Annotated in this window: 6 protein-coding genes and 4 rRNA genes; 7 read left to right on the top strand and 3 right to left on the bottom strand. The window is 43.8% G+C overall.

Going from position 1 to position 15,187, the window contains the following annotated elements; translation table 11 throughout:
* Window positions 1–334: 334 nt before the first annotated feature.
* From LOS73_RS17700 to glsB, 5 genes are all read left to right on the top strand, one after another.
* Window positions 335–1,870: ribosomal RNA gene (locus LOS73_RS17700) — 16S ribosomal RNA — on the top strand.
* A 299-nt stretch (window positions 1,871–2,169) separates the two neighbouring features.
* Window positions 2,170–5,060: ribosomal RNA gene (locus tag LOS73_RS17695) — 23S ribosomal RNA — on the top strand.
* 206 nt (window positions 5,061–5,266) lie between these two features.
* Window positions 5,267–5,381: ribosomal RNA gene (gene rrf, locus LOS73_RS17690) — 5S ribosomal RNA — on the top strand.
* Window positions 5,382–5,443: 62 nt separating this feature from the next.
* Window positions 5,444–5,558: ribosomal RNA gene (gene rrf, locus LOS73_RS17685) — 5S ribosomal RNA — on the top strand.
* The 16S, 23S and 5S rRNA genes sit together here, the layout of an rRNA operon.
* 697 nt (window positions 5,559–6,255) lie before the next feature.
* Window positions 6,256–7,179: a glutaminase B gene (gene glsB / locus LOS73_RS17680; protein ID WP_002961081.1), complete on the top strand. Its 924-nt coding sequence runs from the start codon at window positions 6,256–6,258 to the stop codon at window positions 7,177–7,179.
* A 37-nt stretch (window positions 7,180–7,216) separates the two neighbouring features.
* Here glsB and LOS73_RS17675 read toward each other — a convergent pair whose 3' ends face one another.
* Window positions 7,217–8,521, bottom strand: a complete 1,305-nt coding sequence (locus tag LOS73_RS17675) for an inosine/guanosine kinase (RefSeq protein WP_033016283.1) — start codon at window positions 8,519–8,521, stop codon at window positions 7,217–7,219.
* Window positions 8,522–8,699: 178 nt separating this feature from the next.
* Here LOS73_RS17675 and tadA point away from each other — a divergent pair, with 178 nt between their 5' ends.
* A complete protein-coding gene (tadA, locus tag LOS73_RS17670; protein WP_457934047.1) occupies window positions 8,700–9,206 on the top strand; it encodes a tRNA adenosine(34) deaminase TadA in 507 nt (168 codons plus the stop codon).
* Here tadA and LOS73_RS17665 read toward each other — a convergent pair.
* Window positions 9,203–9,370: a hypothetical protein gene (locus tag LOS73_RS17665; RefSeq protein ID WP_007378795.1), complete on the bottom strand. Its 168-nt coding sequence runs from the start codon at window positions 9,368–9,370 to the stop codon at window positions 9,203–9,205. The two genes, tadA and LOS73_RS17665, sit on opposite strands and share 4 nt — an antisense overlap.
* A gap of 163 nt (window positions 9,371–9,533) precedes the next feature.
* A complete protein-coding gene (gene mltF / locus LOS73_RS17660; protein ID WP_007378796.1) occupies window positions 9,534–11,036 on the bottom strand; it encodes a membrane-bound lytic murein transglycosylase MltF in 1,503 nt (500 codons plus the stop codon).
* A gap of 211 nt (window positions 11,037–11,247) precedes the next feature.
* Here mltF and purL point away from each other — a divergent pair, with 211 nt between their 5' ends.
* Window positions 11,248–15,138, top strand: a complete 3,891-nt coding sequence (purL, locus tag LOS73_RS17655) for a phosphoribosylformylglycinamidine synthase (protein ID WP_033030875.1) — start codon at window positions 11,248–11,250, stop codon at window positions 15,136–15,138.
* Window positions 15,139–15,187 lie beyond the last annotated feature (49 nt).

Raw genomic sequence — 15,187 nt, 5'->3', positions numbered from 1 at the left:
TTAAATCTTCCAAAAGAAAGTTTAAAACTAAGTGTTGACTCGAAAAATAAAGGGTGTATTATTCGCATCCCTTGAGACGCTAAAGCGACTCAAAACGTTCTTTAACAATATAAAGCAATCATCTGTGTGGGCACTCGTACAGATTGAGTTCTAACAGCCAAGCTACTTCGTTCTTTATTGAGCAAGTAACGAAGCAAAAAAATTAGAGTCTCAATTGAAAGCTGAGTGACCAACAGAATAGTTATTTCGGTAATTATTCGGCACAGTCAATTCAATATCGAAAGATATTAAAAAATTCAGAATTCATTGAGCTGTCGAAAGACATAAAACTTTTTAATTGAAGAGTTTGATCATGGCTCAGATTGAACGCTGGCGGCAGGCCTAACACATGCAAGTCGAGCGGTAACAGAGAGTAGCTTGCTACTTTGCTGACGAGCGGCGGACGGGTGAGTAATGCTTGGGAACATGCCTTGAGGTGGGGGACAACAGTTGGAAACGACTGCTAATACCGCATAATGTCTACGGACCAAAGGGGGCTTCGGCTCTCGCCTTTAGATTGGCCCAAGTGGGATTAGCTAGTTGGTGAGGTAATGGCTCACCAAGGCGACGATCCCTAGCTGGTTTGAGAGGATGATCAGCCACACTGGGACTGAGACACGGCCCAGACTCCTACGGGAGGCAGCAGTGGGGAATATTGCACAATGGGCGCAAGCCTGATGCAGCCATGCCGCGTGTGTGAAGAAGGCCTTCGGGTTGTAAAGCACTTTCAGTCAGGAGGAAAGGTTAACGGTTAATACCCGTTAGCTGTGACGTTACTGACAGAAGAAGCACCGGCTAACTCCGTGCCAGCAGCCGCGGTAATACGGAGGGTGCGAGCGTTAATCGGAATTACTGGGCGTAAAGCGTACGCAGGCGGTTTGTTAAGCGAGATGTGAAAGCCCCGGGCTCAACCTGGGAACTGCATTTCGAACTGGCAAACTAGAGTGTGATAGAGGGTGGTAGAATTTCAGGTGTAGCGGTGAAATGCGTAGAGATCTGAAGGAATACCGATGGCGAAGGCAGCCACCTGGGTCAACACTGACGCTCATGTACGAAAGCGTGGGGAGCAAACGGGATTAGATACCCCGGTAGTCCACGCCGTAAACGATGTCTACTAGAAGCTCGGAGCCTCGGTTCTGTTTTTCAAAGCTAACGCATTAAGTAGACCGCCTGGGGAGTACGGCCGCAAGGTTAAAACTCAAATGAATTGACGGGGGCCCGCACAAGCGGTGGAGCATGTGGTTTAATTCGATGCAACGCGAAGAACCTTACCTACACTTGACATACAGAGAACTTACCAGAGATGGTTTGGTGCCTTCGGGAACTCTGACACAGGTGCTGCATGGCTGTCGTCAGCTCGTGTTGTGAGATGTTGGGTTAAGTCCCGCAACGAGCGCAACCCCTATCCTTAGTTGCTAGCAGGTAATGCTGAGAACTCTAAGGAGACTGCCGGTGATAAACCGGAGGAAGGTGGGGACGACGTCAAGTCATCATGGCCCTTACGTGTAGGGCTACACACGTGCTACAATGGCGCATACAGAGTGCTGCGAACCTGCGAAGGTAAGCGAATCACTTAAAGTGCGTCGTAGTCCGGATTGGAGTCTGCAACTCGACTCCATGAAGTCGGAATCGCTAGTAATCGCGTATCAGAATGACGCGGTGAATACGTTCCCGGGCCTTGTACACACCGCCCGTCACACCATGGGAGTGGGTTGCTCCAGAAGTAGATAGTCTAACCCTCGGGAGGACGTTTACCACGGAGTGATTCATGACTGGGGTGAAGTCGTAACAAGGTAGCCCTAGGGGAACCTGGGGCTGGATCACCTCCTTATACGATTTAGAACTTATTTGTTCGTAGTGTCCACACAGATGATTGTTAATTAGTGCTTGTCCCTTTGGGATAGCTAATTAATATGCTCTTTAAAAATTTGGAAAAGCTGATAATAAAATTCTGATAGATACATTGTATTTATCAAGAGTTTTCAAAAGTAAAAAAACAATGGTAGCAGTACCATTGAGTGCCATTTAATTAACTCTTATGAGTTGATTGATTGGTATCTACTTTAGTATTCAATATTGACTTCTGGCGAAGTTAAACTGTCACAAAACAAAGACCCGTTTGGGTTGTATGGTTAAGTGACTAAGCGTACACGGTGGATGCCTTGGCAGTTGGAGGCGATGAAGGACGTATTAACTTGCGATAAGCCTAGTCAAGCTAGTAAAAAGCGCTTGAGACTAGGATTTCCGAATGGGGAAACCCACCTGCTTGCAGGTATCGTTAACTGAATACATAGGTTAACGAGGCGAACGCGGAGAACTGAAACATCTAAGTACCCGTAGGAAAAGAAATCAACCGAGATTCCGAAAGTAGCGGCGAGCGAAATCGGAACAGCCCTTAAGCTTATTATGTGTTAATGGAAGGCTGCTGGAAAGCGCCACGATACAGGGTGATAGTCCCGTACATGAAAAGACATTTTAAGTGAAATCGAGTAGGTCGGAGCACGTGAAACTTTGACTGAATATAGGTGGACCATCATCTAAGGCTAAATACTCCCAACTGACCGATAGTGAACCAGTACCGTGAGGGAAAGGCGAAAAGAACCCCTGTGAGGGGAGTGAAATAGAACCTGAAACCGTGTACGTACAAGCAGTAGGAGCCCACTTGTTGGGTGACTGCGTACCTTTTGTATAATGGGTCAGCGACTTATATTTTGTAGCGAGGTTAACCGAATAGGGTAGCCGTAGGGAAACCGAGTCTTAACTGGGCGACTAGTTGCAAGGTATAGACCCGAAACCCGGTGATCTAGCCATGGGCAGGTTGAAGGTTGAGTAACATCAACTGGAGGACCGAACCCACTAACGTTGAAAAGTTAGGGGATGACCTGTGGCTAGGAGTGAAAGGCTAATCAAACCGGGAGATAGCTGGTTCTCCCCGAAATCTATTTAGGTAGAGCCTCGGACGAATACTTACGGGGGTAGAGCACTGTTAAGGCTAGGGGGTCATCCCGACTTACCAACCCTTTGCAAACTCCGAATACCGTAAAGTAATATCCGGGAGACACACGGCGGGTGCTAACGTCCGTCGTGAAGAGGGAAACAACCCAGACCGCCAGCTAAGGTCCCAAAGTCATAGTTAAGTGGGAAACGATGTGGAAAGGCCCAGACAGCCAGGAGGTTGGCTTAGAAGCAGCCATCCTTTAAAGAAAGCGTAATAGCTCACTGGTCGAGTCGGTCTGCGCGGAAGATGTAACGGGGCTAAACTATGCACCGAAGCTGCGGATTCAGAATTTATTCTGAGTGGTAGGGGAGCGTTCTGTAAGCGGTTGAAGGTGTACCGGGAGGTATGCTGGACGTATCAGAAGTGCGAATGCTGACATGAGTAACGATAATGGGAGTGAAAAACTCCCACGCCGGAAGACCAAGGGTTCCTATCCCATGTTAATCAGGGTAGGGTAAGTCGACCCCTAAGGCGAGGCCGAAAGGCGTAGTCGATGGGAAACAGATTAATATTTCTGTACTCGATATAATTGCGATGGGGGGACGGAGCAGGCTAAGCAAGCATAGCGTTGGTAGTCTATGTGAAAGTGAGTAGGGCGTTTGTTTAGGTAAATCCGGACGAACATTAAACCTGAGACACGAGACGAGTCACTACGGTGATGAAGTTGCTGATGCCATACTTCCAGGAAAAGCCTCTAAGCTTCAGATTATATGGAATCGTACCCCAAACCGACACAGGTGGTCAGGTAGAGAATACTAAGGCGCTTGAGAGAACTCGGGTGAAGGAACTAGGCAAAATCGTACCGTAACTTCGGGAGAAGGTACGCTCCTATCTGTGATGAGACTTGCTCTCTAAGCGGACGGGAGCCGCAGTGACCAGGTGGCTGGGACTGTTTATTAAAAACACAGCACTGTGCAAAATCGCAAGATGACGTATACGGTGTGACACCTGCCCGGTGCCGGAAGGTTAATTGATGGGGTTATCCTTAGGGAGAAGCTCTTGATCGAAGCCCCGGTAAACGGCGGCCGTAACTATAACGGTCCTAAGGTAGCGAAATTCCTTGTCGGGTAAGTTCCGACCTGCACGAATGGTGTAACCATGGCCACGCTGTCTCCACCCGAGACTCAGTGAAATTGAAATCGCAGTGAAGATGCTGTGTACCCGCGGCTAGACGGAAAGACCCCGTGAACCTTTACTACAGCTTGGCACTGAACATTGAACCTACATGTGTAGGATAGGTGGGAGACTTTGAAGCAGCGACGCTAGTTGTTGTGGAGTCAACCTTGAAATACCACCCTTGTAGTTTTGATGTTCTAACGTTGGCCCCTGAATCGGGGTTACGGACAGTGCCTGGTGGGTAGTTTGACTGGGGCGGTCTCCTCCTAAAGAGTAACGGAGGAGCACGAAGGTTGGCTAAGTACGGTCGGACATCGTACGGTTAGTGTAATGGTAGAAGCCAGCTTAACTGCGAGACAGACACGTCGAGCAGGTACGAAAGTAGGTCATAGTGATCCGGTGGTTCTGAATGGAAGGGCCATCGCTCAACGGATAAAAGGTACTCCGGGGATAACAGGCTGATACCGCCCAAGAGTTCATATCGACGGCGGTGTTTGGCACCTCGATGTCGGCTCATCACATCCTGGGGCTGAAGTCGGTCCCAAGGGTATGGCTGTTCGCCATTTAAAGTGGTACGCGAGCTGGGTTTAGAACGTCGTGAGACAGTTCGGTCCCTATCTGCCGTGGGCGTTTGAGAATTGAGAGGGGTTGCTCCTAGTACGAGAGGACCGGAGTGAACGAACCGCTGGTGTTCGGGTTGTCATGCCAATGGCATTGCCCGGTAGCTACGTTCGGAACTGATAAGCGCTGAAAGCATCTAAGCGCGAAGCAGGCCTCGAGATGAGTTCTCACTAGACTTTTAAAGTCTCTGAAGGGCCGTTGAAGACTACAACGTTGATAGGCAAGATGTGGAAGTGGTGTGAGCCATTAAGCTAACTTGTACTAATTACCCGTGAGGCTTAACCATACAACGCCAAACGCGTTTTATGCGACAGTTTAAATAGAAGTTAATATGACTAAAGTAGATATTACTTAGAAAGACTTAAAAAATATTATCAGATATTTTCCAAATTCAAGAGGTGACTCTTAGCGCGTAGCGTTAAATTTGAGGCACCTTGCGCAAAGAAAATGGTAGTACTACGTGCTTGTCATTAATTCTTTGCACCATATTTGCTTGGTGACAATAGCGTTTTGGACCCACCTGACTCCATGCCGAACTCAGTAGTGAAACGAAACAGCGCCGATGATAGTGTAGCATTTGCTATGTGAAAGTAGGACATTACCAGGCTTCAAATTCAGTCGAAGGACTTTAACCTTAATAATTAAAATAAGAAAATTGAAAAGAATTTTCTTGGTGACAATAGCGTTTTGGACCCACCTGACTCCATGCCGAACTCAGTAGTGAAACGAAACAGCGCCGATGATAGTGTAGCATTTGCTATGTGAAAGTAGGACATTACCAGGATTTAATTAAAAGAAACCCGTTACAGCAATGTGACGGGTTTTTTGCTTTTTGAAATTAGTAGAACTCTGCACACTAAGTGACGACAAGGTTAATAATCGTATAGCATTTGCTATGTGCCTCTCCACCGCTGTGGCACTACGACATTACCAGGATTTAATTAAGAGAACCCGTTACAGTAATGTGACGGGTTTTTTGCTTTTTGTAATTTTGTAAATAGTCCATGCCGAACTCAGTGGCGAAATAAAATAGTTCTAAGGCGAGCCGCGCAGAAGGACGTCCCGACACAAAGATAGTGTAGCATTTGCTATGTGCCTCTCCACCGCTGTGGCACTACGACATTACCAGGATTTAATTAAGAGAAACCCGTTACAGTAATGTGACGGGTTTTTTGCTTTTTTGAAATTTTGTAAATAGTCCATGCCGAACTCAGTGGCGAAATAAAATAGTTCTAAGGCGAGCCCCGCAGAAGGACGCCCCGACACAAAGATAGTGTAGCATTTGCTATGTGCCTCTCCACCGCTGTGGCACTACGACATTACCAATATTTAATTAAGAGAAACCCGTTACAGTAATGTGACGTTTTTTGCTTTTTTAAATTAAGAAAAACATCCCTCTTTAAATTCAACAACAAAACTAGTTGCGTCTATTCGCGCGTGCTAAAATCCAATTTTTATGAATGATGATATAGAGGTCTAGTTTGCCTACAGCTGATTACCAAAAGGTGCTTGATGAAATAGCACATGAAGTACGCCCTTTATTATCACAAGGAAAAGTAGCTGATTATATACCGGCCCTTGCAGAGGTCGATCCTGAGCAATTTTCTATCGCTATTTATACAACTGATGGTAAGACTGTATGTGCGGGGGATTGCTCTCAACGTTTTACCATTCAGTCTGTTTCAAAAGTTATGACACTTACTATGGCACTGCAACGTTATGGTGATGAACTTTGGCATCGAGTTGGAAAGGAGCCTTCAGGTACTGCCTTTAATTCGCTTACACAGCTTGAGTTTGAAAAAGGGATTCCTCGTAACCCTTTCATAAATGCAGGCGCAATTGTAACATGTGATGCGTTATACAGCCGCTTATCTGCACCAATGCACTCTATGCTCGAGACCTTTAGGTTGTTAGCTGGTAATAGAGGGATAGTGATTGATAAAAAAGTCGCTAATTCTGAGTATGAATTTAGGCATCGTAATGCTGCTATGGCACATTTAATGAAGTCGTTTGGTAATTTTGAAAATGAAGTCGATGATGTTTTATGGTCTTACTTTAACTTTTGTTCTATTGAGCTCAACTGTATTGAATTAGCCAAAGCTTATAATTTTTTAGCTAATAAAGGTGTTGATAATCGATCGGGCGATCGTGTTTTAAGTAGTCGTCAAAATAAGCAGCTAAATTCGCTTTTATTTACCAGTGGTTTATATGATGCTGCGGGGGATTTTGGTTACAGAGTAGGTATGCCAGGTAAGTCGGGAGTGTCAGGGACTATTTTAGCCGTGTTACCAAATAAGTTTACGGTAGCTGTTTATTCTCCAGGGCTTAATTCGTTTGGTAATTCGGTAGCAGGAATTGCGGCGCTGGAACTACTATCTAAAAAGCTCGATATTTCTATTTTTTAGGAAATCGAGAGGGAGCAATACTTGCTCCCACCGTTATTTACTGTTCCCAATAAACCTGTTCTAAGCAGTCTTCGCGTTCTGGTAAACCGCGAGATAAGCGAGGAGAATGCTGAACTAACACTTCATAACTAGCTCGGTTAGCATATTTACTAATTTGCGATAGTGATGAGTAAGTAATAGCTTGTTGCTGATGCTTAGCAGAGTTTGCCACGTTAAGTTTATGATAAACATTTGCTGATAAGTCATGTAGTACAGCCGCTAAAGCACAATCGCCTGCACCATTGGTGTTTTTAATTGAGTCAGGTCCACCCATGAATGGGGCTGTATGGCTATATGCTCTGATAGGCTTATCACACTCGGTTTTACGCATAGCACGTGAAAATTCGTATCGATTAAAATCAGGTATTGCTCCTGGTAATAACGGGTATTCGGTTTCGCGCTTTAAATTTTCGTCAACGTAGCCGGCCATAAATAAACCTTTTTCGCCAGCGGTGCAAATTACCAAATCTACCCAATCAAGTGCTTTATCAGCAGCTAGGAGTGGGTCTTCAAAACCCGTAATAGCTAACCCTTCTTCTTCGTTCATAGCAAGAATATCAACATGCTTTTCAACAAAGTTTGCCCACCAGGTAGGGTCTTGCTCAATTAAGAACTTGGTACCGAGTGTAAGAACAACTGGCACACCTGCATCATTAGCGTATTTTACCGCTTGCATAGTCGCTTCAGTCATCGTTTCACTACCTTGCGTACGCATGAGGTAGGCACTGATCACTAATGCTGATGAATTTTCAATAAGGTTTTTATCGATAGATTCAGGACGTAAGTGATTCATTAGGCCCGCACTTATTGCAAAAGTACGCTCACCGGTTTCATCAATTAATGTAAAACAACGACCTATAGGCCCATCTACTGGTTGAAGATAGTTTAAATCTACGCGGCTTGAGGTGTTGCATAAAAAGCGGTAGGCGTAGCTACCTATTTTTATATTTTCGCTCATTACGCCTAATAAAACTGAGCGATCATCTGCAAGTACAGAGTAGTTGTGCATAGTGTTACCAATGGTCCCACCGGCAAACTCAAAATCAACCATATCGTTTAATTTTAAACGATCGTATAAGGCGTTTGTTATGTCGCTATCAATAACTTGCGACATACCTCTACGTAGTTGAAATTCGTCAAGGAAAGCTTGATCAACTTTTGCCTCTATATCAACAACGATCTGATCGATACCCGTAATATAACTACGTTGTAATCGCTCTGTTGCGTTAAGTTGATTGGTAAGTGGATCTTTGGCTTCCACTGGAAAATAATGTTTATGCCTGCGGCGTCCAGGAAATTTCATTTGCTACCCGTGTTGTGAGCTAAATAAAAAAAGCGTGAGATTATAGCGTAAATCAGCACGAGTGAGCCATTACAAACGGGTAAATATTGTTTTATTTTTGCAATAAAGTAATGAATGACGCACTTTAGAGTGCTAACTAGGTATAATCACAGCATAAAAAGTTATTTAAGTAGAAAGAATGAACGAGCCATTTGATGATTCCTACTGGATGGAGCAAGCGCTTTTGTATGCAAAGCAGGCAGAGTTGCTTGATGAAATCCCTGTAGGAGCGATTGTAGTAAAAGATAACCAGCTAATTTCAGTAGGGTACAACCGTTCAATAACCGATAACGACCCATCTGCCCATGCTGAAATGATCGCAGTACGAGAAGCAGGAAAAGTGCTTAACAACTATCGTTTAATAGATTGTACACTGTACGTAACATTAGAGCCTTGTTCTATGTGTGCAGGAATGTTGGTGCATAGCAGAATAAAGCGTTTAGTATTTGGTGCAGCCGACGAAAAAACAGGGTCTGCTGGTTCAATTATGAACTTATTACAAGAACCGAGGTTAAACCATCAAGTTGAAGTGTGTGGTGGTGTTTTAGCACAGCAGTGTGGCAATACTATTTCAGATTTTTTTAAACGTAGAAGAGCACAAATTAAAGCAGCTAAAAAAGCTGCTCGTGATCCGACTAATCTTTAATTAGTCGCAGGGGATATTTCTGACTCTACCATTTGCTGCATAGCAAACATTCGGCGACGCCAGATAATCTTTTTGTGCAATTTGCGCAACATAACACGACGACGTGTGGCCGTTGAATAAATTACATTACGTTTTAATCTTTGTGTGCGTCTACGTTTTAGCATGTTTTCTCCTAATGCAAGAGTGAGAAAGGCACGAGGTATATCTTATAAATTAATGATATACAATTAACACACATTAGTGATCATTTGATGACAAGTAAACAGATATTTAATTTACTTAAATTTTGCTTATAGATATGGTCAAAAATAAACACCTAAATTAATCTTAGTTATTTTTTTCACTTGACTGCTCGGGCTCAATTATAGGTAGTTGCTTTTGTATTTGAGCTTCACTTGCCTCAATTTTTATCTCACTTGTTACGTTTAGCTTTGGCTCGATTACAGTGCTTAGCTCTACGATTGATTCAGGTTTTTCTGTAATAGCATTATTTTCATCTAGCCAAACAAGTGCATCGTAATAGCGACGAATATTATCAACATATTTAACCGCTACATCGCCACGCGCATAACCATAGCGGGTTTTACGGTAATAGCGCTTTTTAATTAACAGTGGTAAGCGTTTTTTTACATCAGCCCATTTATCAGGGCTTGCGCCTTGCTGTTCGGTAATTATACGTGCGTCATTAACGTGCCCCCAGCCTACATTGTAAGCCGCAAGTGCAAGCCATGTTCTATCGGGTTGCGGGATTCTGTCGGGAATACGCTTAATAAGCTTACTTAAATACTTACCGCCACCGCGAATGTTTTGCTCTGGCTCTAATCGGTTAGTAACACCCACTTGTTTTGCTGTACTGCGGGTTAACATCATAATACCGCGAACGCCTGTTGGCGATTTAGCGCGAGGATTCCACATAGATTCTTGATAACTAAGCGCTGCTAGTAAACGCCAATCAAGACTACCTGCATATTGTTCAAACCACGGTTGGTATGTTGGTAGAGTTTCTTTTATCGCTTCTATATAAGCTAGGGTATTTACATAGTTAAATTGGCGTACATGCCCAAAGTATTTTTCTTCGAGTACGTAAAGTTGATTACTTTGTTTTATATCACCAAAAAAAGGTACAAGTAGAGCATATAAAGAGTCGTCTTTAGATTTGTTGAGTATCCATGCGATTGGGTCGTTATGGGTAACTGAAAAGCCAATACTTAAATTAGGGTGATACCGACGAAACAGCGACAAGGTATGTGTATCGGCAAGGGTGTAATCTATCTCACCATCAATAACTGCTTGAAGTAACTCTTCTTCGTCAAACTCTTCGCTTTCGGTCCAAGTGAGTTCAGGATTGTTTTTTTTCATTTTTTGTAAAGTAAGCGAATGACTACTTTTAGCTATAACGGTAAAGTTACCATCTAAATCATCAAAATCACGTGGGCGAACGCGCCCTTGTTTATAAACTAACTTTTGGCTAATTGTGCGATAAGTTGGGCCATAGCGATATTGCTCTGCACGGGTTTTATTGTAGGTAAGTCCTGAGGCAATTAAGTCTAAATCCCCCTTTTCAAGGCGTTCAAACATGTCAGATAAGTTAAAGAAAGGGACTATTTCAAGCTCTACACCTAAATAATCAGCAAAGGCTTGAGATAACTCATATTCAAAACCTTGCTCTCCTTGTACTGCTTGATAATAATTACTGGCACTCGCAAGCGTACCCACACGTATTTTGTTTTGCTCTTTTATTTGGGCGAGTTGAGTTGGCTGTTCTTGCATATCACATGCGCACAACAGCATAACTAAAGTAATGATTATTATTAGTTTTTCTTTGAACATTGAGTGCCCCTTAAACTCGCCAGCCACCGTTATAGCAAAACTAGGCCATCACGTCACTTTACCTTTTATTTTATTAACCAAAACAGACTATAAATACAGCTGAAAAGTTAATTTTATGAAAAGCGTAATTTTGAGTTAAATCTGAATGCTAATTGGACTATAATGCGTGCCTAAAATATCGTTCAATCCCTAACCCCGGATGAAATTATCTATGTTGATCCTTCGTGGTGCACCAGCACTTTCAGAGTTCAGAGTTAATAAAATTTTAGCGCGTTGCCAACAATCGCAACTTCCAATCACTAACGTATATGCCGAGTATACTCACTTTGCCGATTTAACATCGCCGTTGAGTAGCGCTGAGCAAACCAAGCTTGAAAAACTATTAACTTACGGTCCAACCATTGCTGAGCATACCCCAGCTGGCAAACTTGTACTTGTTACACCTCGCCCAGGTACCATCTCACCTTGGGCATCTAAGGCTACCGACATCGCCCACAACTGTGGTTTAAAGCAGGTTCACCGTGTTGAACGCGGTATTGCTTATTATGTTGAAGGTAATTTAAACGCAGAACAACTTGCACAAGTAATTGCGTTATTGCACGACCGCATGACTGAAGCCACACATAGTGAGCTTGAAGATGCTGCTCAGCTGTTTCGCAGTGATGCACCGCGCCAAATGTCGTCTGTTGATATTTTAGGTGGCGGACGCGAAGCATTAGCAATAGCCAATGTTGAGCAAGGTTTTGCCCTTGCTGATGACGAAATAGATTACTTGGTAGAAAACTTTATAAAGTTGGGACGTAACCCTAACGACATCGAATTGTTTATGTTTGCACAAGCAAACTCAGAGCATTGTCGCCATAAAATATTTAATGCTGACTGGACAATTGATGGAAAAGAGCAGCCAAAATCGCTGTTTAAAATGATTAAAAATACGTTTGAGTTAAATCCTGAAAATGTATTGTCGGCGTATAAAGATAACGCGGCAGTAATGAAAGGCTCAAAAGCGGGTCGCTTCTTCCCAAATGCGCAAGGTGAATATGCGTACCATCAAGAAGACATTGAAATACTAATGAAAGTTGAAACGCATAACCACCCAACAGCTATCGCGCCATTCTCTGGTGCGGCTACAGGCTCTGGTGGTGAGATTCGCGATGAAGGCGCAACGGGTCGTGGCTCTAAGCCAAAAGCAGGCTTAGTTGGCTTTACTGTATCAAATTTACGTATTCCAGGTTACGAGCAACCGTGGGAAAGCGATTTTGGTAAGCCGGGTCGTATTGTAAACGCACTTGATATAATGACAGAAGGTCCACTAGGTGGCGCTGCATTTAATAATGAGTTTGGTCGTCCTAACTTGTTAGGCTACTTCCGTACTTACGAAGAAAAAGTAACAAGCCATAACGGTGAAGAAGTACGTGGTTACCATAAACCAATTATGCTTGCCGGTGGTTTAGGTAATATTCGCTCTGATCATGTTCAAAAAGGTGATATTCCTGTAGGCGCTAAATTAATTGCGCTAGGCGGACCTGCAATGAACATAGGTTTAGGCGGTGGTGCTGCATCAAGTATGGCCTCTGGTCAGTCAAATGAAGATTTAGACTTTGCTTCAGTACAGCGCGAAAACCCAGAAATGGAACGTCGTTGCCAAGAAGTTATCGATAAATGTTGGCAGCTAGGTGATGAAAACCCAATTGCATTCATCCACGATGTAGGTGCTGGCGGTTTATCAAATGCGTTTCCTGAGCTTGTTAATGATGGCGGACGTGGTGGTAAGTTCCAATTACGTAGCATCCCTAACGATGAGCCAGGCATGGCACCACACGAAATTTGGTGTAATGAATCACAAGAGCGTTATGTACTCGCTGTTGGCGAAGAGGACTTTGACCGCTTTGAAGCAATTTGTAAGCGTGAACGTGCCCAGTACGCTGTTATTGGTGAAGCAACCGCTGAACCTCACTTAACGGTGTCAGACAGCCATTTTGAAAATAACCCTGTTGATTTGCCGCTGGACGTATTATTAGGTAAAGCACCTAAAATGCACCGCGATGTAACGTCAAAGCAAGTTGTTGGCAAAGCGCTTGATATCACATCAATAAATGCAGCAGATGCAGCGCAGCGCTTAATGCGTTTACCTACCATTGCAGAAAAAACATTCTTAATAACAATCGGCGATCGTTCAGTTACGGGTTTAGTAGCGCGCGATCAAATGGTCGGTCCTTGGCAAGTACCTGTTGCTAACTGTGCAGTAACTGCGGCAACGTATGATACTTACCACGGTGAAGCTATGTCACTCGGTGAGCGTACTCCGGCTGCATTACTTAATTACGGTGCATCTGCTCGTTTAGCTGTAGCTGAGTCGTTAACTAATATTGCTTGTGCAAATATTGGTAGCCTTGAAAACATTAAGTTATCGGCAAACTGGATGGCAGCAGCGGGTCACCCAGGTGAAGATGCTGGTTTATATGAAGCTGTTAAAGCCGTAGGCGAAGAGCTTTGTCCTGCGCTTGGTTTAACGATTCCTGTAGGTAAAGATTCTATGTCGATGAAAACGACATGGAAAGATGAAGGTGACTCACAAGAGAAGTCAGTAACATCGCCGCTTTCACTGGTTATAACTGCGTTTGGTCGTGTTGACGACGTACGTAAAACAGTAACACCACAACTGCGCACAGATAAAGGCGATACATCGCTTATATTAATTGATTTAGGTGCGGGCAAAAACCGCATGGGCGCATCAAGCCTTGCGCAAGTTTATAAGCAATTGGGTGATGTAACCCCTGATGTTGATAGCCCAGAGTTATTAAAAGGCTTTTATAACGCAATGCAAGCGCTTGTGGCTGATAGTAAGTTACTTGCTTATCATGACCGCTCAGACGGTGGTTTATTTACCACAGTAGCTGAAATGGCGTTTACGGGTCATACCGGTGTAACGGTTGATTTAGCAGCTTTAACAGGTTCAGACATTGAAGCGCTTTATAACGAAGAGCTAGGTGCCGTAATTCAAGTTGCAAATGCTGATTTAGATGCAGTGAATGCGGTGTTTGAACAACATGGTATAGCAGCAATTAGCCACAACATTGGCACGCTTAACAGTGACGATACGATTATATTTAACCGTGGCGAAAATACGGTACTTAATCATACGCGTACTGAGCTTCGTACTATTTGGGCTGAAACAACGTATCAAATGCAAGCACGCCGTGATAACCCTGAGTGCGCTAAGCAAGAGTTTGATGCTAAATTTGATGCAAAAGATCCAGGCTTAAACGTAAAACTTAACTTTGATTTAAATGAAGATATAGCTGCACCATACATTGCAACCGGTGCTAAACCGCAAATGGCTATTTTACGTGAGCAGGGTGTTAACTCTCATTTAGAAATGGCGGCAGCGTTTAATCGCGCAGGTTTTGCAGCCGTTGATGTGCACATGAGCGACATTTTAGAAGGTCGTTTAACACTAGAGCAATTTAAAGGTTTAGTTGCCTGTGGTGGTTTCTCATACGGTGACGTACTTGGTGCGGGTGAAGGTTGGGCTAAGTCTATTTTGTTTAACGACATGGCACGCGATCAGTTCCAAAACTTCTTCCACCGTGAAGATACTTTCAGCTTAGGTGTATGTAACGGTTGCCAAATGTTATCAACGTTAAAAGAGTTGATCCCTGGCACTGAACATTGGCCGCGCTTTGTAACTAATAAATCAGAGCGTTTTGAAGCACGCTTTAGTTTAGTAGAAATACAAGAGAATCCGTCTGTGTTCTTTAATGGAATGGCTGGCTCGCGTATGCCAATAGCAGTTTCTCATGGTGAAGGCCATGCTGAGTTTGCAAACGATGCAGCCACTAAAGCGGCGCTTGATAGCGGCACTGTAGCGGTTAAGTTTGTAGACAACTACGGTAGCCCTACAACGCAGTACCCAGCTAACCCTAATGGTTCTCCAGAAGGTATTACAGGTATTACGTCAATAGATGGTCGTGCCACTGTAATGATGCCGCATCCAGAACGTGTATTCAGAAGCGTTGCCAACTCTTGGCATCCTGATGAGTGGATCGAGGATAGCCCGTGGATGCGTATGTTCCGTAACGCACGTAAAAACGTAGGTTAATTATATTTACGTTTATACAAGTTAGATTCATAATCTTACTGTAAAATTA

The organism is Pseudoalteromonas sp. SCSIO 43210, assembly GCF_054133285.1.
This window is presented reverse-complemented; position numbering and strand designations above follow the sequence as displayed.

Bases quoted from the DNA above. Each gene is read 5' to 3' on its own strand.
- LOS73_RS17675 (WP_033016283.1), bottom strand. From the start codon at position 8,521: ATGAAATTTCCTGGACGCCGCAGGCATAAACATTATTTTCCAGTGGAA.
- tadA (WP_457934047.1), top strand. From the start codon at position 8,700: ATGAACGAGCCATTTGATGATTCCTACTGGATGGAGCAAGCGCTTTTG.
- LOS73_RS17665 (WP_007378795.1), bottom strand. From the start codon at position 9,370: ATGCTAAAACGTAGACGCACACAAAGATTAAAACGTAATGTAATTTAT.
- mltF (WP_007378796.1), bottom strand. From the start codon at position 11,036: ATGTTCAAAGAAAAACTAATAATAATCATTACTTTAGTTATGCTGTTG.
- purL (WP_033030875.1), top strand. From the start codon at position 11,248: ATGTTGATCCTTCGTGGTGCACCAGCACTTTCAGAGTTCAGAGTTAAT.